Annotated in this window: 15 protein-coding genes and 2 tRNA genes; 4 read left to right on the top strand and 13 right to left on the bottom strand. The window is 58.8% G+C overall.

The window, feature by feature from the left end; genetic code table 11:
- Positions 1–131: 131 nt before the first annotated feature.
- From ACVWXZ_RS01170 to ACVWXZ_RS01160, 3 genes are all read right to left on the bottom strand, one after another.
- A complete protein-coding gene (locus tag ACVWXZ_RS01170; RefSeq protein WP_011432786.1) occupies positions 132–1,028 on the bottom strand; it encodes a sulfatase-like hydrolase/transferase in 897 nt (298 codons plus the stop codon).
- Positions 1,016–1,456 (bottom strand): hypothetical protein, encoded by a 441-nt coding sequence (locus tag ACVWXZ_RS01165; protein ID WP_238376922.1) that lies wholly within the window; start codon positions 1,454–1,456, stop codon positions 1,016–1,018. The genes ACVWXZ_RS01170 and ACVWXZ_RS01165 overlap by 13 nt, the downstream gene beginning before the upstream one ends.
- A 299-nt stretch (positions 1,457–1,755) precedes the next feature.
- Positions 1,756–1,827, bottom strand: a tRNA-Val gene (locus tag ACVWXZ_RS01160).
- Between the two features lie 156 nt (positions 1,828–1,983).
- Here ACVWXZ_RS01160 and ACVWXZ_RS01155 point away from each other — a divergent pair.
- Positions 1,984–2,736 carry a segregation/condensation protein A gene (locus ACVWXZ_RS01155; protein ID WP_414349871.1) on the top strand — a complete coding sequence of 251 codons (753 nt, stop codon included), beginning with the start codon at positions 1,984–1,986 and terminating at the stop codon, positions 2,734–2,736.
- Positions 2,737–2,887: 151 nt separating this feature from the next.
- Here ACVWXZ_RS01155 and ACVWXZ_RS01150 read toward each other — a convergent pair whose 3' ends face one another.
- The 3 genes from ACVWXZ_RS01150 to ACVWXZ_RS01140 form a co-directional block, all read right to left on the bottom strand.
- Entirely contained in the window at positions 2,888–3,343 is a 456-nt protein-coding gene (locus ACVWXZ_RS01150; protein ID WP_011432782.1) for a DUF6679 family protein, read from the bottom strand.
- 117 nt (positions 3,344–3,460) lie between these two features.
- On the bottom strand, positions 3,461–4,888 hold the full coding sequence (locus ACVWXZ_RS01145; RefSeq protein ID WP_457403391.1) for a folate/biopterin family MFS transporter: 1,428 nt from the start codon (positions 4,886–4,888) through the stop codon (positions 3,461–3,463).
- A gap of 246 nt (positions 4,889–5,134) precedes the next feature.
- The gene (locus tag ACVWXZ_RS01140; RefSeq protein ID WP_457403392.1) at positions 5,135–6,328 is read right to left on the bottom strand and encodes an RNA-guided endonuclease InsQ/TnpB family protein; all 1,194 of its coding nucleotides are present in this window, start codon (positions 6,326–6,328) and stop codon (positions 5,135–5,137) included.
- A gap of 308 nt (positions 6,329–6,636) precedes the next feature.
- Here ACVWXZ_RS01140 and ACVWXZ_RS01135 point away from each other — a divergent pair, with 308 nt between their 5' ends.
- Positions 6,637–7,548, top strand: coding sequence for an alpha/beta fold hydrolase (locus tag ACVWXZ_RS01135; protein ID WP_457403393.1), 912 nt, complete (start codon positions 6,637–6,639; stop codon positions 7,546–7,548).
- Here the strand turns inward: ACVWXZ_RS01135 and ACVWXZ_RS01130 are convergent.
- A complete protein-coding gene (locus ACVWXZ_RS01130; RefSeq protein WP_457403394.1) occupies positions 7,545–8,000 on the bottom strand; it encodes an HHL1-like protein in 456 nt (151 codons plus the stop codon). The genes ACVWXZ_RS01135 and ACVWXZ_RS01130 overlap by 4 nt on opposite strands.
- Positions 8,001–8,144: 144 nt before the next feature.
- On the opposite strand from ACVWXZ_RS01130, the gene ACVWXZ_RS01125 reads away from it, so the two are divergent.
- A tRNA-Pro gene (locus tag ACVWXZ_RS01125) sits at positions 8,145–8,218 on the top strand.
- A gap of 42 nt (positions 8,219–8,260) precedes the next feature.
- On the opposite strand, the gene ACVWXZ_RS01120 is transcribed toward ACVWXZ_RS01125, so the two are convergent.
- From ACVWXZ_RS01120 to ACVWXZ_RS01100, 5 genes are all read right to left on the bottom strand, one after another.
- The gene (locus tag ACVWXZ_RS01120; RefSeq protein WP_457403395.1) at positions 8,261–10,852 is read right to left on the bottom strand and encodes a DUF3536 domain-containing protein; all 2,592 of its coding nucleotides are present in this window, start codon (positions 10,850–10,852) and stop codon (positions 8,261–8,263) included.
- A gap of 295 nt (positions 10,853–11,147) precedes the next feature.
- Entirely contained in the window at positions 11,148–12,170 is a 1,023-nt protein-coding gene (mraY, locus tag ACVWXZ_RS01115) for a phospho-N-acetylmuramoyl-pentapeptide-transferase (RefSeq protein WP_457482060.1), read from the bottom strand.
- A gap of 148 nt (positions 12,171–12,318) precedes the next feature.
- On the bottom strand, positions 12,319–14,694 hold the full coding sequence (locus ACVWXZ_RS01110) for a phosphoketolase family protein (protein ID WP_457482031.1): 2,376 nt from the start codon (positions 14,692–14,694) through the stop codon (positions 12,319–12,321).
- Positions 14,695–14,805: 111 nt separating this feature from the next.
- Positions 14,806–15,921 (bottom strand): pentapeptide repeat-containing protein, encoded by a 1,116-nt coding sequence (locus tag ACVWXZ_RS01105; protein WP_457482030.1) that lies wholly within the window; start codon positions 15,919–15,921, stop codon positions 14,806–14,808.
- A 23-nt stretch (positions 15,922–15,944) separates the two neighbouring features.
- Positions 15,945–16,319, bottom strand: a complete 375-nt coding sequence (locus ACVWXZ_RS01100; protein WP_011432773.1) for a DUF1257 domain-containing protein — start codon at positions 16,317–16,319, stop codon at positions 15,945–15,947.
- 929 nt (positions 16,320–17,248) lie between these two features.
- Here ACVWXZ_RS01100 and ACVWXZ_RS01095 point away from each other — a divergent pair.
- Complete coding sequence (locus ACVWXZ_RS01095; RefSeq protein ID WP_011432772.1) at positions 17,249–18,208, top strand: sigma-70 family RNA polymerase sigma factor; 960 nt, start codon at positions 17,249–17,251, stop codon at positions 18,206–18,208.
- Positions 18,209–18,217: 9 nt separating this feature from the next.
- Here the strand turns inward: ACVWXZ_RS01095 and gcvT are convergent, their stop codons facing one another.
- The gene (gcvT, locus tag ACVWXZ_RS01090) at positions 18,218–19,342 is read right to left on the bottom strand and encodes a glycine cleavage system aminomethyltransferase GcvT (protein ID WP_457403399.1); all 1,125 of its coding nucleotides are present in this window, start codon (positions 19,340–19,342) and stop codon (positions 18,218–18,220) included.
- Positions 19,343–19,377: the final 35 nt, after the last annotated feature.

Genomic DNA, 19,377 nt, shown 5'->3' with positions numbered 1-19,377 from the left:
CTGCCCATGCGATTCAGGCGATCGCGTTAACCGGCAGGCAAACAGAGGCTCAATCCTGGTAAGCCCAGTTGCTGGGCTATCGATGGCCACCCTTGTCCTCAGGGAGAGGGGCTGGGGGTGAGGGCCTCATCCTAGCGAATCTTGCCCTCGATAAAAGGCACCTCCAGCACTTTTTCGTGGTGGATAGGGCCGTGGCCGAAGTAGCCTCCCTCCCCAAACAGTTCGCCGTGATCGGCTGTAACCGTGATGTAGGTGTTTTTGGGAACCAGGTCGAACAGCTGTTCAAAGATCCCATCCAGGTAGCGCACCGCCTGGATCTGTCGCTGCCGTAGCTCTTCCAACTGGGCCGAATCGAAAAAGGGGATCCCGTCCTCTTCTCCTTCATCCAGCCGCTTCAACACCCCATTCACCCCCGAGATGCGGGGCCACAAGCTGGGATCCTCATCGGGCAGCGCGTAGGGATAGTGAGTTTCGCCCACGTTTAACAGGTAAAAGCTGGGGCGATCCGGCTCGAAGCGCAACTGTTCCACCATGGCCGCCATATCGTTGTGCTGGGGCATGAGGCGGTAGGAATCGAAATCCCGATTCAGCAGCGTGCTGGGGTTGAGCACCGGCATGGAGACCATGGCGTGGGTGGTGTAGCCCAGTTGATGCTTCAGCAGCGTCGGCAAATAGAGATGAGGCAGCAGATGCTTGAACTCAATGGGTTGCCGGGTGCCGAGCCGCTCGTTGTAGCGCAGATAATCTTGCTTGTAGTGCTCGGACGCAAAAACGTGGATGGGGCTGGTGTGGGGCAGCAGGCCCATGAGCAGGTTGTAATGGGCAGGGGCCGTCCAGGAAGCGTAGCTCCAGCGCTTTTCCAGAGGGCCCAACTTCAGCAAGTGCTTGGGGTTGGCCGCCAGCAGGCTGTCGAAGCGGCAACTGTCTAGGACGATGAGCAGATAGTTGTTCTGTCCCCGCGGTTCAGGGCGGGGGTCGGGCTCAGACGCAGGAGCGGCAGACGATTTCCACCAGTTTAGGAATCCCATCCTTCCTCCTCCTCGTCGGCGTAGGGCCGCTGGACAATCCGCCAGTTGGGAGCTGCTGCCGCATCGTCGTCCTCAGGAGCGGGATCGCGAATGCGTTCCGGCGGGATATTGGAATAGGAATAGCGGCCTGCTTGGGGATCCGGCTCGTACTCCGGCAGATCTTGGGGCAAATAGTGGTCGGGGGGAATCAGCTGGGCTTCCAAAAAGCGAACTCGGTCGCTCAACTGAGTTAACTTACGGATGGCCTGTCGCTGGAACACCCGGTCGTGCAATCGCCAGGAGCCTACATACAAAAATCCCAGCCCCATCCCTGCCCCATAAGAGGCCAATAGCACCAACGATAGAGGAAGCGGGGATCCCGATTGCCCACCCACCACAACCCTTGCCGGGGATCCCCAGTTTTGGATGAGGAGAACGAGCAGGCTCAAGATCCACAAGCCCAGGAGTATGAAGCGAAGGTTTCTGATCGCGTTAGCGGGACGAAATTCTTGCATGGCCTCAACCCTACCCTTTGATTAGGCTACCATTCTTCCCTTTCTCCACTGGCCTGGCAGCAAAGACGCTGGAAGCTCAAGCGGAGTTGTTCTCAACAGCCATTAGCCCTCTCCCTAAGGCGCGCTTCAGGGAGACCCCGGGGCGGAAAAAGTCGTTTCTAGCCGCCTGTATCTCTCCTCCAGGAGAAGGACTTGGACTGTTGAAGCTCGCTGCAGGAGCAGGTTTGCGGGTATGGGCGGTACAAGATTCGAACTTGTGACCCCTTCCGTGTGAAGGAAGTGCGCTACCACTGTGCTAACCGCCCGCAGATACCACTCTAGCAGCTATCGACTAGAGCAGGATCTCTATATTACCACGTCAGCGATTGAGCCAGAGGATTCGGATCGGCATGGGAGATGGCTAGAGATAGCCGGGATCCGGCCTGAGGGCTACAGTAAGGGTCAGGGAGCTGTGGGGTGCTATGGCCTACTCACCGACCGAAGAGGCAATTGCTCTGCTCATTGATTTGGCAGAACGAGGCGAGATCGATCCCTGGGATGTGCAGGTCATCGAGGTTATCGATCGCTTTCTGGCCCGTATGGCTCCCACCAGCAGCAGCCATGACCTGTCTGAGTCGGGACAAGCCCTGCTCCACGCTGCCATGTTGGTCTATCTTAAGGCGATGGCTTTGGCAGAACCGGAAGCAGAAGAAAGTGAGCCCAGCCCGGTGGAGGTAGAAGTGGATCCCTGGCCAAGCTGGTCTTTGGCGCACTTGGATCGCGTGTTGCAACCCAGGGCAGCACCCCGTCTTCAACGTACCCGGCCCATCACCCTCAAAGAACTCATCGCCCACCTGCAAGAGCTGGAAACCCTGCTGGAACACCAGCCCGAAGCTGCCCCAAAGCCGCTGGCCCAACGGATTTCTCGCCAGCAAGCGCTGTCGGCCATCACTCAGCTAGCCCACCCGGAAAACCTTTTGGAAACCACCGCCGAGCTAGAATCTCTGCTGGCTCAGCTTTGGCAGCAGGGTCTGACCCAGATCAGCTTTGTCGATCTCCAGCAACACTTTTGCCAAAAAAGCTATCAAAACGGCAGCAGCGGGACCATTCACCCCATTCAAGTCTTCTGGTCATTGCTGCTAATGGCTGCCCGCTCTCAGGTGGAGCTGTGCCAAGAGGAGTTCTACGGCCCACTGACCATCCGACCCTGCACAACTGAGGGCCTGGCAAAGTAAATCCCGCCCTTGGGATCCCCTTCATCTGCCAAGGTGAACTCTAGAGAACTTTTCTGGCCGTGGCCGGGCCATCCACCTCTAGGCTTCTGAGCTGGCGTCTGAACCTGAGGATGTCAAGCGCTCTTCTGCGCCGCTCTGGCAAACGGAGAACTCAATCCGTGCCTTCAGCATCGTGCCGGGCACGATCCGCCCGTTTGAGATCTTCCCCACTGGAGCGCACCGGCAGCTCGGCAGGAGCCTCCCGATCCAGGTAGTAATCCTCCACGAGGCGCTCGCTGCTGGGATGATCTTCTCCTTCGGTAGGCAACAGTGGCGGATGCAGCAATTCAGCCGGAGGGCAGTCTTCTGAGGTGAGCAAATCTGACGTGCTGAGCATCCCCTTGGGAATGGTGGAAAGGCGCTGAGCAACAGCTCCAATGCTTTCCAGGCGAATCATCTCCTCCCAGGAGCAGATCTCCTCCTCATCTTCTGTCTCGTAGCGAACTAGGATGGTGTCCCCTTCGATATCGAGGATCTTGGCCCGTTCCAGCCAGCGTCCCTGATCCCGCAGATAGATCCACACATCCTTGCCTTCGCGGCTGAGTTGATAGATCCTACGATGAAGCACGGTCCCCTCCTGAAGTGAAAGATCCGAGTGAGTTGTGGGGGCTACCCAGCTCATCCCTCCATCTTAGCGGCTGGACACCGAGGCTGTATGCCTTTCCCGAGGCCAGACAGAGTCTCTTTAGGTTGGGTCGGTTTCGGCCAGAGAGACCCCTTCCATCGCCAAGGCTGTCTCCGCTTCTTCTGCCTGCACATCCCGCAGAAAGGATTCCAGAGAGGCATGGGCTTCCGCCTCAAGTTCTGCTCCGCCAAGGGTCATGCTCTCTTCCGGCAGCCAGCCCAAAAACGGCAGGGGCAAGAGGGTGGAAAGGTTGGTCAGGATCAGCAGCAGCCCCAGCCGGCTGAAATCGGTCTCCGTTACCCCCAGCCCATGCATCAGCAGGGATCCCAGCTCTTGGGAGAGAAACCCCGCCAAATTAAAGGCCGACATCAGCAGAGCAAAGAGGGTGGCCTCGATCCCAGGGGGGCAGAGGCGGGCGGCCAAGACCAGCACTGGCATAAAGGCAATTTGTCCTGCCACCGTCAGCACCAGGCTGTCCCCCAAGCTAAACCAATGATCGTCGATACCCCAATCCCGGTTGAGGTGATAGACCAAGATGAGGCTGGTCAGGCCCAACCCTGCCGAGATCACGGTCATCCAGCCGAACAGGGGCCGCAGTGGGATCCGCCGCAGGTACACCTGGAAGATCCCTACCCCCAGCAAACTGGCGATGCTGGTAACCAAGCGCACCTGACCCAAAAATTCCGGCCCAAAGCCGAGATCGTTGGTGACAAAGTAAAAAAGAGCCGCATCGGCGCTGGGAGTGGCCTGCCAAACGAACACAAACAGCACCGGCAGCAAAATGCTGGGTTGCCGCAGCGCCCGCCACACCTGCCCCACCTGTTGTTGCAAGGGATCCCAGCCCTGAGACAACACCACCGGTTGATCGGCGATAACCCAAGCTGCCAGAGCGATGAACAACGGCAAAAAGGCCGTCAGCCCAAACACCACCTGCGGCGGATAATGGGCCAAGAGCGCTCCTCCCAAATAGGCGGTGAGCAGGGATCCCAAGGCCGTTGCCCCCCAAGTCAAAGATTGCAGCGTGCCCGTCCCCGCCCAGTCACTGCCGTGTACCCGCTCCACCACCAGCGAATCTACGATTACATCCCCTACCGCCACCGCCAGGGATCCCAAAACCATCCACAGGGTGGCCAGACCAGCCGTCGGTGCCCACAGGGCCATCCCCAGCCAAGCCCCACACCCCAGAAGCCCTGACAACAAGAGGTAGGGACGACGCCGATAGCCCGCCACCGGTACGGTATCCGACAGCAGGCCGTAGAGGGGCTTGAGGATCCAGGGGCTCATGGCAACGCCCATCAACGCCGCCACCTGAGACGGGCTGAGGCCCAAGCTATCCTTCAGGTAAAAGCTGGTGGCCAGCCGTGCCAGCCCCACCGCCCCCTGCACAAAGTACACCAAGAGGATTCCGAACAATTCCGGCGTCCAGTGGATATCCCGCAGCGGGGTCAGGGTGGATTGGTGCAGCCGTTGCAGCAGAGGATGAATCATGAGCGGTCGCAGTGTAGCGAGATGTTAGTTGGTGCGGTGTTGCCTTGGCAACAGCAAAACCATAAGAATCTTAACAGTCTCTTCACCTTAACCTGTCCAACTGGCTTCCGGCTCCGACCTCCTTGGACGGGTTGCGCTTCCCAGCGCTCTTTCTGCTCAACCCAGCCGAGCTACAAAATCTACAAAATAATGAGGTAATAATGAGGTCGAAATGAGGTCGAAAGGTAAACTACCCGGCTCCGACCGCTAAGCGGTACGGAGCGGGCTTTCAGTAGCCCTGAGCCTGCTCTGCTCTACCAGAGAACAAAACAAGCCCGGACCTCTAGGCTGGTTTACGACAGCCCCCAAGAGCGCAATCACATTCGCACCATTCAAATCCGCATCCCCTTCCCATCCACAGTGCCCACACTTGAACGACTTACCACTGCGGTAGGATTGCGCAGGGTCGGGATGGATGTGCAAACACCGGTGGCAGGTCTGCGACGTGTAGGCAGGCGGAACAAGAATCAGAGAAACCCCTGCAACCCTCGCCTTGTACTCCAGAAACTGACGTAGTTGGTAGAACGCCCAACTGTTGGTCCTACGCCGCTCGGCTTTGCTGCGTGGCTGTTGATTGACCCTTTCCCGGATCCCTGTCAGGTCTTCCAGAGCAATAGCGCTGTTGGTAGCTTTTGCCCTGGAGACAATAGCTTTGGAGATGCGATGATTGACCCACACTTGAAAGCGTCTCTCCTTGCCAGACAGCCGTTGCAACAGTTCTCTGCATCTGCGCCGCGAACTGCGGGTGCCCTTACTGGCTTTGCGTTGGAGTACCGCCCTCAACCGGGAGTAGTGGTCGCGGACTCTGTTCAACTGCTGTCCATTCCAGTTATCTCCTTCCGATGTATGGGCAATATCTGTCCTCCCCAAGTCCACCCCGATCACCTTGTCGGTATCTTGTTGCTTGGGTGTTTTTTCCTCTACGCAAATCTGGATGTAGTAGGAGCCGTCTTTCCGCTTGACCAGCGTGGCGGCTTTTGGGTTGGAACCCGCCAGTATCCCACGCTGGTAGTTGCCGATGGACAGCTCAAAGCGCTCCCGACCCTCCACCGTGGTCAGCGACACCGTCCAGTCTTTCTCGCGGAACGAGAAGATACGAGCGTCGTAGGTAGCGAACCTACGCTTGAACTCTTTAACTGGACGGTTGCGCTGTCTCGCCACTTTGCGGGCGCCGGCCACCCGTCTGCAGACCTGCTGGGCCAAGTTACTGGACAAGCCGAATCGGGCGCGAATCTCGTAGTAGCAAAGGGATTGCAGTTTGACCGCATTGACGATCTTCTCCGGCGTGTTCTGGTTGACCCAGTTCAGTGCCTGCATAAAGGCATCCATCGTCACGTCCAATTTAGCGGCTTGCGACGGGGACACCTTGAGCTTGCAGGAGATGGTCAGGATTTGGCTCATAAGTTCATTGTACTTCATCAAAGCGCATTCCTCCCGACACTGACCCTACGGGTACAGTGCGGGGCTCCTGCGATTTCTAGCTGATCCCCGGGTGCTATGCCATCCAGCCAAGGGCGGGGATCCCAAGAAGTCCAGCATGCTTTCGTCCCATGTTGACCGGCCCAACCCCACCTCGGCGGCACCTGAACCCGCAACTGCAGCAGCAGGCAGGGCAGTAGAGACGGGAGACAAAGGCATTCCGAAGCTATGATGAACAGGGATGGCTCTGAGTTTCTACCTACATCTTTAACTGGGTCTGTTTTCAGGCTGTGCTGACTGCTTCTCCTGCCGGTTCTGCGGTTGATGCCATTGCTCCTTTTGCTCCACAAGTCTGGAGCTGGCGCGGACATGCCATTCGCTATGTGGTGCAGGGATCCGGATCCCCGCTGGTCTTGGTGCATGGATTTGGGGCTTCCATCGGCCATTGGCGGCACAACATCCCCGTGCTGGCTGCGGCAGGATACCGGGTCTATGCCCTGGATTTGCTGGGGTTTGGCGGCTCGGCCAAGCCTGCTCTCCCCTACACCTTGGATCTGTGGGCGGAGTTGCTGGTGGATTTTTGGCAGCAGCACATTCAGCAGCCTGCTGTATTTATCGGCAATTCCATCGGTGCCTTGCTCAGCTTGATGATGGCTGCCCGGCATCCCCAGTTAACAGCAGGGGCGGTGCTGCTCAACTGCGCCGGGGGATTGAACCATCGCTCCCATGAGCTCAACCCGATGTTTCGCCTTTTCATGGGTGTTTTCACCGCTCTGGCGGCTTCTCCGGTGACGGGGCCATTTTTGTTCGATCGGGTGCGGCAGCGGCAGCGTATTCGCGCAACTCTCAAGCAGGTGTACCGCAACCCCGCCGCCATTACGGATGAGCTGGTGGAGATTCTCTATGCCCCTTCCTGTGATGTGGGCGCTCAGCAGGTGTTTGCCTCGATTCTCACCGCTCCCCCTGGCCCAACTCCTGAAGCCCTATTGCCTCAGGTGCGCTGCCCGCTGTTGGTGCTCTGGGGAGAAGGGGATCCCTGGACGCCCATTCAACGGGGTCGCGGCTTTCAAAACCATGTGCAAGGGATCGACTACCAGTTTCTCCCCATCCCCGATACAGGCCATTGCCCCCACGACGAGCGCCCAGAGGTGGTCAACCCTCTGATTTTGGGCTGGCTGCCCAGGGCCTTTGCGGCGGTCTAAGCTTTTTTGGAGGTTCCTTTGCTGGAGAGGCCCAACCAACCTCGGATTTTGGCCATCCAGACTTGAAGGGGTGAAGGCTGGGGACGGATCGCCACCTGGATCGGCTCGTCTTGGAAGTCCTTGTCCTTGAGGCGAAACCCAAACTCCAGGTCATCTTTCACCTTGCCGAGACGGGGAAACAGCCTGACGGCTGCTTTTTTGAGTTCTTCCTCGTTTTGGAAAATGGCCTGGTGAATGGCGCTGGAACGCCCCACTGCCAGGGATCCCACCGGCAGCCAAGGGTTGGGCTGGCCAGGCGCGGGCTGGCGACGGCGGGCAAAGATGTTGAACTCCGGCATCCCCTTGGCTTTCAGCTCGTCGTACCGTTTGGCGGCTTCCTTGCGCTTGGCAGTGTTGGAGCTGGCCGGTTTTTTCTCAGGCTTGGATTTGCGGAAACCCTTAGACTGACTCATACTTGGGCTGACGAGAGGGGGGATTTTTTGCAGCTTAGCGCAGATTGGATCCCCTTCTCTGCTGGGGATCCCTTGTCCTCATTGTTCGTAGCCGGCGTGCTATACTTGTTGAGCTTCGGCGGGCGGTTAAAGGGGCCTGTCAGTCGGGATGTAGCGCAGCTTGGTAGCGCACTTCGTTCGGGACGAAGGGGTCGCAGGTTCGAATCCTGTCATCCCGATGGCTTTAAAGTTCACTGAGCTCTCAACTTAATCTTGGGGGTTTAATTTTGGGGGTGTAGGTGACGCAGCCAGGCATTGACGTTGACCCGAATTCGCTGCCCAACCTGTAAGAGGCGGTGCAGGTTTTCGGCAGAAATGTCTCGGCAGTCTTCTTGGGGCCAAGCTGGGCAACGCGGGCCAATTTGACGCTCCAGCGCTGTCAGATAGAGCTCTTGCAGGCGATCCAAGTTGATGGGCAGGCGCAGGTCTGCAGCCAATTGCAGCCATTCTTCCAGGTTGTAGAGCTGTTCGCCGAAGGTCTCCGGCTCAAAAGCGTGGGCAAGGTGCCACATCCCCCGCTGTAGGAGCCGATCCAGAACCCGGGCTGCCTCTTCCCGCCGCAACTGACACCCCAACTGCTCGGCCTCGCGCACAATTGCCCGCAATTCCAGCAGGTGATCCCGCTTGCCCTCTTCCATTTCCATCGCCCGCAAACTGGTCAACAGGCGTTGGTTGAGGGTGATCTGAGCGGCAGCCAACAACTCTTCCGGGATCGGCAGGCCGTCGGCCCGAAAGGCCATCAAGACCCCGTAATTGTCCAGGTAGGTTTGGCGGTAGAGCTGGGCCAGGCGGTCTAGGGTATCTTGAGTGAGCCAGCGCATCATCTGCTGCCGATCTTCGTCGTCGAGGGCGTTCAAGTCGAAGGTTTCCGGCCCAAATAGGTCTTGCAGGGTCAGGATCATCTGTATCCGACTGTGGGATCCGGCCAGCAGCCGCGCTTTTATCTGCTCGTAGATGCGCCGCCCAGCGAACGGCTTGACGCCACATTGAAAGTCCCAGCCGCCGAGATGGAGCATGGCGTAGATTAGATCGTGCTCTTCGCGGGTGGTGGGAAAAGTGAGCTTCACCCGCCCGATAGCCAGTGTCGACCCGCCTATCGTCAGGCGCTCTTGATCCACTTGATCCAGCACATATCCTTGGGAACGGGGGATCCCGTTAAACAGGGAAAACATGGCGTGCTGAGCCACCAGCCGTTGCGGGCTGATCAAGCTGGGGCGCACCAAGGCGCAATAGACCCCCTTGCCGTCTCTGTAGAGGTCGAGGTTGCTGGGGGCCTTGCTCAGGCGCTGCAAAAACTCCTCTTCTAGGTTGACATCCGCCACTGCTGCTGCCAACTGGATAGCCCGTGCCGCGTAACGCAGGATCTGCACCCCTTCAGGACGGGATAGCTCCTCGAAAAACCAGCCACAACTGGTGAACATCAACTGGCTGTAGCGCTGCATCTCCAACAGGCGCAGCACTTGCACCCGATCTTCGGCGGTGAGGCGGTGGCTTTGGTGCTCCTGCAAAAAGGCATCACAGCGCTCCCGATCCAAAATCACCTCGATGTAACGATCCCGCGCCAGCCAGGGATCCCGCAGGTAGGCTCTGGCCTCCGTCTCGTAGATCTCGGCCAGCTGATCCCGCAGCCAGTTGAGGGCCTCCCGCAGCGGTTGCCGCCAGCGTTGGTGCCACCCTCCCACCGCTCCGCAGCCACAGTCTCGCGACCACCGTCCTACCCCGTGGGCGCAGCTCCAGGCGGTGACCGGTTTCAGTTGCACCTCCCAAGTGGGGGGATGTTGGCTGAGAAAATGGCTGTAGTTGCCCACCTGCCAGCCCCGGCGGGGAAATTCCTCGCAAAAGGCATAGGCCAGCGTGCGTTCTACACCCCGCTTGTGGTGGCCAAAAGTCTCGCCATCGGTGGCACAGTTGACCAGATAGGCTTCCCCCTCTTTGTCCGAGCGCAGAGCGGAACGGATCCGCTCCGCCAGCGAATAAGTACTGTAAACGATATCCCCAAAGCCCAAGTCACGGGAAATGGGGCCATCGAAAAAGAAAATATCCAAGTACCCCTCCCGATCGGGGGTAAAGCAGCGGTAGGGCCGACGGGGATCGATCTGGCCTTGGCTGACATCGATCCACTCGGTTTGTCCCAAGGGGCGAATGCGCTGCGCTTGGCTGGGGGCCAAAATGACGAAGCGGATCCCACACTCAACCAAGGCTGTGACCGTTGCTGCATCGATAGCGGTTTCGGCCAGCCACATGCCCTGTGGATGGCGCCCGAAGCGGTGTTGGAAATCGGCAATTCCCCAGCGGATCTGGGTGTACTTGTCTCGCTCGTTGGCCAGGGGCAGGATGACGTGGTTGTAGACTTGGGCGATGGCATTGCCATGACCCTCCAGCCGCTCAGCGCTGAGGCGGTCGCCGGCCAAAATGCGTTGGTAAACTTCAATGTCATGCTCCTCTAGCCAAGAGAGGAGAGTAGGGCCGAAGTTAAAGCTCAAGAATTCATAGTTGTTGACAATGCGCACCACCCGTCCTTGGTCGTCCAGAACGCGGGCAAAGGCGTTGGGGCGGTAACATTCCGCCCAAATGCGCTCGTTCCAGTCGTGAAAGGGGCTGGCGCTCGGCTGTCGCTGAATGCGGTTGAGGCAGGGATCCTCTCGGGGCGGCTGATAGAAATGGCCGTGCAACACCACGTACGGCCGCGCAGAGGAAAGCTCAGCAGCACCTGCCGGAGAAGGAGCCGCTTGCATCGGCGGGTCGGAGACCAAATCGCTGTGCCCTGACTGTGCCGCTGGCCTATCGGAATTTTTGGAGCCACTCGGCATCATGAGATTACACTCCTTTTAGAGGCCTCCAACTGGGTTACAGGGGAAGGCAATGTTAACTTAAGTTCATATCTATACGTTACAGCGATCCCCGATCTGCAACGGTGAATGTAAAAGATTCAGTTGGAAATTTGACAGGGAACAAACATCGGTCAGTAATCTTTGCGTTTTCCTCACAACAGAAGGGATCCCGGGACTTAGCGGGTGGGGGCCGATCTGCCGGTGGCCATTTCCCACGCCGAACAACCCGTTTGAGGTCAGGCCCCCATTGGAATCCCGGTGGATCCCCAGCTCGAACTCACATTCCGGTCCAGTGCCACCAGGCCCAGCCCAGCCCCACCAGCAGCGCCGTTATCCCATAGAGGGATCCCACCACCTGCACCTCCGACCAGCCCCCCAGCTCCAGATGGTGGTGCAAGGGCGACATGCGCAACAGCCGTCTGCCTGTGCCGGTTTTGCGTTTGGTGTATTGGAAGTAGCCCACCTGCAGCATCACCGACAGCGCCTCTGCCACCAGCACTCCCCCCATCAGGGCCAAGGCCCAGAGCTGATCCCCCAGCAGCGCCAACCCGGCCAGAGCGCCCCCCAACCCCAGGGATCCGGTATCGCCCATGAACAGCCGCGCCCGGTGGTGGTTGTGAACCAGGAACCCCAAGCAGGCACCGCTCAGGGTGAAAGCCAACACCGATAGCTCTGGATCCCTGTGAAGGAGCCCCAGCCCAATCAGCAGGATGGCCACCACCCCTGCCGCCAAGCCGTCCATACCATCGGTGAGGTTTACGGCATTATTGGTGCCCACCAACACAAACAGGGCCAAGGGCCAGAACAGCCAGCCCAAAGCTAGGGTGCCGATTCCGGGCAGCGTTAGGGTTGTCGGGATCCCCTGCCAGGCCAGGTAGACACAAAACCCAAGGGCAACTCCCACCTGGAGCAACAGCTTGTGTTGGGGAGACAACCCCTTGTTGGATTGCTGTCGGATCACCAGCCAATCGTCCAGCCAGCCGACAAAGCTGTAGGCCAGCGTGAGCAGCGCGACGGCCAGCCAATGGGGATCCCAGCCGCTCCAGATCCCGGCCACCAGCAGCCCCACGGGCAAAAAGCTGATCCCGCCCATGGTGGGTGTGCCTGCTTTTTTCTGGTGGGATTGGGGCCCCTCCTGGCGGATCACTTGCCCCGCCTTCCAGCGCCGCAACCCGGGGATGAGCAGGGATCCCAGCAGGGCCGAACCCAACGCGCTCAACCCAAAAGGAACGACCACCTGGGGGCGGATCCCAATCACAAGGGCCGAGAGGGCTAAACCCAGCCCCAGCGAGAGCGCCATCCCGCCCCACTCTGTTTCTTCCACCTCCAGATCGGGAAGGGTATCCGCATCCACCCTTTCTGAACCCCTCACACCCTCAACCTCCAAACCCTCAAAAACTCTATCCTGCCAGAGCTCAGAGGCGAAAGTTAGTTGAGTGGGGATCCCTTCAATAGGGCCACTTCCAGTTGCGCACCTCCGGCAGATCTTCCCCGTGTTTGCAGATGTACTGCTTGTGCTCCACCAGCTTGTCCCGGATAAGCTGCTGGACGTGATCCCGCCGGTACTTGAAGCGATCCACCCGCTCCAAGACGTCGTTGGCCAAGTTAAAGCGATCCACCTGGTTGAGAACGCACATGTCGAAGGGGGTGGTGGTGGTGCCTTCCTCCTTGTAGCCGCGCACGTGCAGGTTGTGGTGGTTGGGGCGACGGTAGGTGAGGCGGTGAATCAGCCAGGGATAGCCGTGGAAGGCAAACACGATGGGCTTGTCGGGGGTGAAGATACTGACAAACTCCTTGTCGCTAATGCCGTGGGGGTGTTCGCTGGGCGGCTGCAGCTTCATTAGGTTCACCACGTTCACCACCCGGATCTTGATCTCCGGCAGGTGCTGCCGCAAAAAGTCCACCGCCGCCAGGGTTTCCATGGTGGGCACATCGCCACAGCAGGCCATGACCACATCCGGCTCTGAACCCTGATCATTGCTGGCCCATTCCCAGATTCCCAAGCCCTGGGTGCAGTGTTTGATGGCCGCATCCATATCCAGGTACTGCAGGGCCGGCTGTTTGCCTGCCACGATCACGTTCACGTAGTGGCGACTGCGCAGACAGTGGTCGGCCACCGAGAGCAGAGTATTGGTATCCGGGGGCAGGTAGACGCGGATGATTTCGGCCTTTTTGTTGACCACGTGATCCAAAAAGCCGGGATCCTGATGGCTAAAGCCGTTGTGATCCTGCCGCCACACGTGGGAAGTCAGCAGGTAGTTGAGGGAAGGGATGGGCCGCCGCCAAGGAATGTGACGGGTGGTTTTCAGCCACTTGGCGTGTTGGTTGAACATGGAGTCCACCAGGTGGATGAAGGCTTCGTAACAGGAGAAGAACCCGTGTCGCCCGGTCAACAGGTAGCCTTCTAGCCAGCCCTGACAGACGTGCTCGCTGAGGATCTCCATCACCCGTCCATCTGGGGAGAGGTGCTCGTCGCAATCGTAGATGGGAGCTACCCAGGTGCGGTCACTGGCCTCAAACACAGCATCCAAGCGGTTGGAAGCCGTCTCGTCGGGGCCAAAGAGGCGGAAGTTGTGGGGGTTGAGCTTCATCACATCCCGCAGAAATTGCCCCAGCACTCGCGTGGCCTCGGCTTCGGTGGTGCCGGGGCGGGGGACAGGCACGGCGTAGCGGCGGAAATCTGGCATTTTCAGCTCCTGCGTCAGCAGGCCGCCGTTGGCGTGGGGCAAAGCGCCCATGCGTTTTTCCCCTTTGGGGGCCAGCTCTTGCAGCTCCGGCAGCAGACGGCCATTTTCATCGAAGAGTTCTTCCGGCTTGTAGCTGCGCATCCAGTCTTCCAGAGCTTTGAGGTGATCGGGTTTTTTGGCCAGATCCGCCAGAGGCACTTGGTGGGAGCGCCAGAAATCTTCCACCTTTTTGCCGTCCACCTCTTTGGGGCCGGTCCAGCCTTTGGGGGTGCGCAGGATGATCATCGGCCATTGGGGACGAGTGGGATCCCCTTTGCTGCGGGCATGCTGCTGGATTTCTTGGATCTCGTGGATCACCGTGTCCAAAGTGGCGGCCATCAACTGGTGCATCTCTGCCGGCTCGCAGCCTTCCACAAAGTAGGGCTTGTAGCCGTAGCCCACAAACAGGCTTTGCAGCTCTTCACGGCTGAGGCGGGCCAAAACAGTGGGATTGGCGATCTTGTAGCCGTTCAGGTGCAGAATCGGCAGCACCGCCCCGTCGTGGATGGGGTTGAGGAACTTGTTGGAATGCCAGGAAGCGGCCAAGGGGCCGGTTTCCGCTTCTCCATCCCCCACCACACAGGCCACCAGCAGATCGGGGTTATCAAAGGCAGCCCCAAAGGCGTGGGCCAGGGCATAGCCCAGTTCTCCCCCCTCGTGGATGGAGCCAGGGGTTTCCGGAGCCACGTGGCTGGGCACGCCGCCGGGGAAGGAGAATTGCTTGAAGAGCTTGCGCATGCCTTCGGCGTCTTGGCCGATGTTGGGATACACCTCGCTGTAGGTGCCTTCCAAGTAGGTGTTGGCCACCAGAGCAGGGCCACCGTGGCCGGGGCCGGTGATGTAGAGGATGTTGAGGTTTTCCCGTTTGATGATGCGGTTGAGATGCACGTAGATGAAGTTCAACCCGGGTGTGGTGCCCCAGTGCCCCAGCAGGCGTGGCTTCACATGTTCCAGTTTCAGGGGTTCTCGCAGCAGCGGGTTGTCCATCAAATAGATTTGCCCGACCGACAGATAGTTGGCGGCCCGCCAGTAGGCATCCATTTTGCGAAGCTCGTCGGCGGTGAGCGGTTTTGTCGAGAGCTGTTCTGCCAGAACCATAGCTGTACCCCATAGGTATCTCTACTCCTATGGTGATCCGGGTTTGCCCAATTGCCGGGGGATCTTGGGATTCTTTTGGATTTGGCTCATTGGGTGAGCGGTAGGCACCTGTTACCACCACCAGGGCTTGATCGGGGTGCCGTCGGGAAAGATCAGGCCGGCAATCCGGGATCCGCTGTGCTTTAACCCTTCGATCTGAGCTCCTTCCAGGTTGGCTTGGGTTAGGTTGGCCCCGCTGACATCGGCCCGCCGCAGGTTAGCCCCCTGAAACTGGGCCTGACGCAGCTCGGCGCCGCTGAGATTGGCCCCTTCCAGGTCGGCATTTTGCAAGTTGGCCCCCCGCAAGTCCGCTCGCTGTAGGTTGGCTCCCCCCAAATCTGCTCCCTCTAGGTTGGATCCACGCAGATCCGCCCGGTTCAGATCCGCTCCCCTCAGCCGGATCTGACAGAGCACCAGTTCCCGCAGATCGGCTTTGCTCAGGTCTTGGCCGGAGAAATCTTGCCCCTGTCCCCCCCAGTTTTGCAACTGCCAAATGTGGCGCACCCGTTCTTCTAGGTGGGTCTCTTCCGAAAGCCGGGATCCCCGCAGGCTGGTGCCGCTGACCTTGGCCCCTCTGAGGTCGGATCCCCGCAGGTCGGCTCCCTGTAAGTCGGCTCCGCTCAGCTTGGCCCCTTGCAAATCCGCTTGGCGCAAATCCGTTTGCCGCAGCCGGGCGCCGTTGAAGTTGCAAAAGCGCAAGTTGGCCCGCCTCAGGTTGGCCTCCCACAGGTTGATCCCCCCCAGCCGTGCTTCTTGAAGGTCGGCTCCCTCCAGGTCTGCATAGGCAAAATCCCGCTCCCCACGCCGATAGGCCACGATCACCCCTTGCGCTCCCCCCACCGGGCGAAAGGGGCTGTAGGTGCAACAGGCCTGTTCTGCCTCCGGCTGGCCAAGCTGAGACAACAGCCGCCAAGCTGCCAAGCGGACTGCCCAAGAGCTATTGCCGGCGAGGGCTTCAATGAGTTCGGCCAGGCCCGCCGACCCGTACTGCAGCAACTGGGGCAGGGTGGCTAAGCGCACGGCTTCATCGCTATGGGCGAGTCGTCGCCGCGCCCCCTCGATACCTCCCAACACCAAGGCGTGGGCAGGGGCGCTCCCGGTTGCCGTTTGCCCCCCCAACACCAGATCCCAAGGTTGGGGCCGGGATCCCTGGCCAGTTCTGACAGCCGGCTGAGGCTTACCTACCATGGGCAGATCCCGATGAACCTGGCTTATAGCCAACGCCCCACCACCACGCGGATGGTGCCATCCTCCAGCACTTCTTCGGCCTCGATGGTATAGCCCTGCTCACGGGCTGAGCGCAGCAAACTTTTGTGGGCGTAGCGCTGCAAAATCGGCTCCAGGAAGGTCTTGGGATCGATGCCCGCCCCCCACAGATCGGCCACCAGCTCGTAGTGATCCCCGTTGCGACGAAACCCGATGTCGAAGCCATTCTTTTGCCGGATCACCAGATCGGCGCGGGTGCGGTTCCAGAGATAGCCCCGCAGGCTGGCATTCCGCTGCACAGCGTAGCCCAATTCCTTCAGAGTCTCTTCCAGGAGATCGGCGTCTTTGATTTGCACTTGCAGGGTGGTGAAGTGAGACATGGCCCTTCCAATCCTTTGACCGATGGAGACCGGATCCTCACTATAAAGCGCCCTTGGGGTGGTGGAAGAAATGTAAACCATCCTGCGGTGGGTCGAGCGAGCGGAACGCAGCTCCCCCTTTCTCCCGCAGGAGTGCAACACACCTGGGCCTGGAGGGTCGCTGGGCTGGCCTGACCTGCCTTCTTATGTAGGCGCGCGCTGCGGCATTCGCGATAGCGGTACGGAGCACCAAGGCTGAGGCATCCGCGCCTGGCGTGTTCGGTAACACAGAAATCTTGGATCTACATCTAGCGTCTAAAGTCAAGAATTGACGATAGTCTCCACTATGTTTGGAGGCAGCAGCAAAAATCTGTCCCACAGGGATCCGTCCTCATCTGTTTCCGGCTGAGGTTGTCGGCGATGACGTGCCAAATTCACCTCAAGGCATTCCAAAAACCTGCTGATGAACCTTTCTATTCCCTGCCGAGCAAGCCCTTCCGATAGTTCTGCAAACAGAAATATCCATTTCTAGTTCTAACAAAATGAGTGAAAAAATTTGCTTTCTTAGCTTATGAGCAATCTGATTTGGCATCAAAAACTTGTTGATTGTTTAGAACAATCTTTCGTAACTTTCCTAAGCCTTAAATCCAGGCTTATGAAATGGTTAATTTCTCGGCCACCCTTTTAGTAGAGTTTTTAATCAACAAAATGGGCAGCTAGACGCTCCTAATAGAGTCTAGTGAGCCAGACTCAATAAATTTAGTGAGTCAAACACCGAGTTCTGGATTAGATTTTTCGAAGTCAAAGCCTTTACGAAAAGGCTTTTGTGCTGTTATGAATAAGGTGCTGTTTGCAGAAAGGTCAGCTTCACACACAGGAAGACGGCTTGATGCAACAACAGGAGAAGTGGCGATTCTGACAGGACATGAATTTATGGTGTGGGGTTTGATATGTCAGAAAGTCTTGACTTGCAAGATGCGGTGGGGCGTTTCTTAAAGACGATTGGCCGCTACTCGTTGCTCACCGCTGAAGAAGAGCTCCGCCTGGCTCACCAGGTGCAGCGGATGGTGACGCTCTTGGAGCAACGGCAGCCCCATGAGTCTGTGGAAGGTTGGAGCCAGCGGCTGGGGATCCCTTTAGCAGAGCTGCAGCAGATCCTGCGGCAGGGGGAAGCAGCCAAGAAACGAATGGTGGAGTGTAACCTCCGCTTGGTGGTGTCGATTGCCAAGCGCTATCGCAATCGAGGCTTGCCGTTTCTGGATCTGATTCAGGAAGGCACCATCGGCCTCACCCGCGCCGTGGAAAAGTTCGATCCCACCCGTGGCTACAAGTTCTCCACCTATGCCACTTGGTGGATCCGGCAAAGCGTGAACCGGGGCATCCAAAACAAGGGGCGGATGATCCGTCTGCCGGCCCACATGTACGAAAAGGTCTCCCAGGTGAAGCGGCGCTACCGCGAGTTATCTGCCGAAAGGGGATCCCGTCCCCAAGCGGAAGAAGTTTTTGATTCTCTGGATATTGGCGATAACTACCGGGAGCTGATCACCCGCCACATGGCAGAGATGCGTTCCTTGAATGTGGGGGTAGGGGATGAAGACGGCACCGAGCTGCAGCACTTCATCCCAGATGAAGACAACGACCCTGTTGAACACCTAACCCAGCTTGCCCGTCGAGAGGAAGTCCGCGCGCTGGTGGGCCAACTGAGTGAACGAGAACGACAGGTGATCGTGGCTCGCTATGGGCTGGATGGATCGAGGGGCCTAACGCTGCGGGAAATTGGGGAGCACATCGGCCTTTCGCGAGAGCGAGTCCGACAAATTGAGCGGCGGGCCTTGCGGAAATTGCGGCGGCTGCAACAGGAATACTCCACGCCCAAAGCTGCCAAACCCTGGGTTAACGGGAACCTGTAACCGTTTGCGTCAGCGGTGCGCAGCACTGTAGAAAGGTTTTTTCACCACTTCGGCAGGCTGGCGCTGCCCCCGAATTTCAATTTCCAGCCGGGATCCCACCTTGGCCCAAGCCGGAGCGACATAGCCCAAGCCGATGCCGTAGCCCAAACTGGGAGAATGGGTGCCGCTGGTTACCCGTCCGATCGGCTCAGGGGAGTTGGGAGCGTAGATGGCATAGCCGCTGCGGGGGATGGCCGGATGCAGCATGCGAAACCCCACCAGGTGGCGAGGGATCCCTTGCTGCCGTTGGCTTTCGATGGCGGGCTTGCCGATGTAGTCCCCTGGGTTGTTCACCAACCAGCCCAAGCCCGCTTCTAAGGGAGTGGTGCTCTCGTCCATGTCCTGCCCGTAAAGATGGAAGGCAGCCTCCAGGCGCAGGGTATCGCGGCAGCCCAGCCCACAGGGTTGTACGCCGGCCTGAATCAGTTGCTCCCAAAGGCGGATGCCGTCTTCGGGGCTGAGCATGACTTCAAAGCCATCTTCTCCGGTGTAGCCAGTGCGGGCCACGAAGATAGACTCTCCCAAGGCTCCCGCCGCTCCGGCAAACTGACCGTGCTGAAACCGGCGCAAAGCCTTCAGGGATCCCTCCAAAAAGGGCTGGAGAACCTGTTCGGCTGCCGGCCCCTGCACCGCCAACAGAACCTGAGCATCGGAGTGATCCTGCAGGTTAACTCCGGGGATCCCTTGGAAGTGGTGGTTGAGCCAATCCCAATCTTTCTGCCGGGTGGCTGCATTGACGATCACGCTCCAGTGCTCCAGCTCACCCTCCGGTGGATGCCGGTAGAAGATGACATCATCCAAAATGCCCCCCAGTGGATTGAGCAGGACGGTGTACCGACCAGATCCCACAGGAACGGCGCTCAGATCGCTGGGAACCAGACGGCTGAGGTGGGATCCCAGCTCCGGCCCCCAGAGGGTGAACTTGCCCATGTGGGAAATGTCGAATGTCCCCACCCTCTCCCGCACTGCCCGATGTTCTGCTATCACTCCCCGATACTGCAGCGGCATTTCCCAGCCGGCAAAAGAGACAAATCGCGCCCCCAAAGCTTGATGAAGGGAGAACAAGGGGGTGCGTTGCAGAGGCGTTTGGCTCATCAAGGGATCCTCAGCGGTCTAAAGACTAAAAGGTC

This window comes from Thermostichus sp. MS-CIW-38 (assembly GCF_054058415.1).
This window is presented reverse-complemented; position numbering and strand designations above follow the sequence as displayed.

What these genes read in the sequence shown, in the direction of transcription:
- ACVWXZ_RS01170 (WP_011432786.1), bottom strand. Translation starts at nt 1,028, where the DNA reads ATGGGATTCCTAAACTGGTGGAAATCGTCTGCCGCTCCTGCGTCTGAG.
- ACVWXZ_RS01155 (WP_414349871.1), top strand. Translation starts at nt 1,984, where the DNA reads ATGGCCTACTCACCGACCGAAGAGGCAATTGCTCTGCTCATTGATTTG.
- ACVWXZ_RS01145 (WP_457403391.1), bottom strand. Translation starts at nt 4,888, where the DNA reads ATGATTCATCCTCTGCTGCAACGGCTGCACCAATCCACCCTGACCCCG.
- ACVWXZ_RS01140 (WP_457403392.1), bottom strand. Translation starts at nt 6,328, where the DNA reads ATGAGCCAAATCCTGACCATCTCCTGCAAGCTCAAGGTGTCCCCGTCG.
- ACVWXZ_RS01130 (WP_457403394.1), bottom strand. Translation starts at nt 8,000, where the DNA reads ATGAGTCAGTCTAAGGGTTTCCGCAAATCCAAGCCTGAGAAAAAACCG.
- ACVWXZ_RS01120 (WP_457403395.1), bottom strand. Translation starts at nt 10,852, where the DNA reads ATGATGCCGAGTGGCTCCAAAAATTCCGATAGGCCAGCGGCACAGTCA.
- mraY (WP_457482060.1), bottom strand. Translation starts at nt 12,170, where the DNA reads ATGGCGCTCTCGCTGGGGCTGGGTTTAGCCCTCTCGGCCCTTGTGATT.
- ACVWXZ_RS01110 (WP_457482031.1), bottom strand. Translation starts at nt 14,694, where the DNA reads ATGGTTCTGGCAGAACAGCTCTCGACAAAACCGCTCACCGCCGACGAG.
- ACVWXZ_RS01105 (WP_457482030.1), bottom strand. Translation starts at nt 15,921, where the DNA reads ATGGTAGGTAAGCCTCAGCCGGCTGTCAGAACTGGCCAGGGATCCCGG.
- ACVWXZ_RS01100 (WP_011432773.1), bottom strand. Translation starts at nt 16,319, where the DNA reads ATGTCTCACTTCACCACCCTGCAAGTGCAAATCAAAGACGCCGATCTC.
- ACVWXZ_RS01095 (WP_011432772.1), top strand. Translation starts at nt 17,249, where the DNA reads ATGTCAGAAAGTCTTGACTTGCAAGATGCGGTGGGGCGTTTCTTAAAG.
- gcvT (WP_457403399.1), bottom strand. Translation starts at nt 19,342, where the DNA reads ATGAGCCAAACGCCTCTGCAACGCACCCCCTTGTTCTCCCTTCATCAA.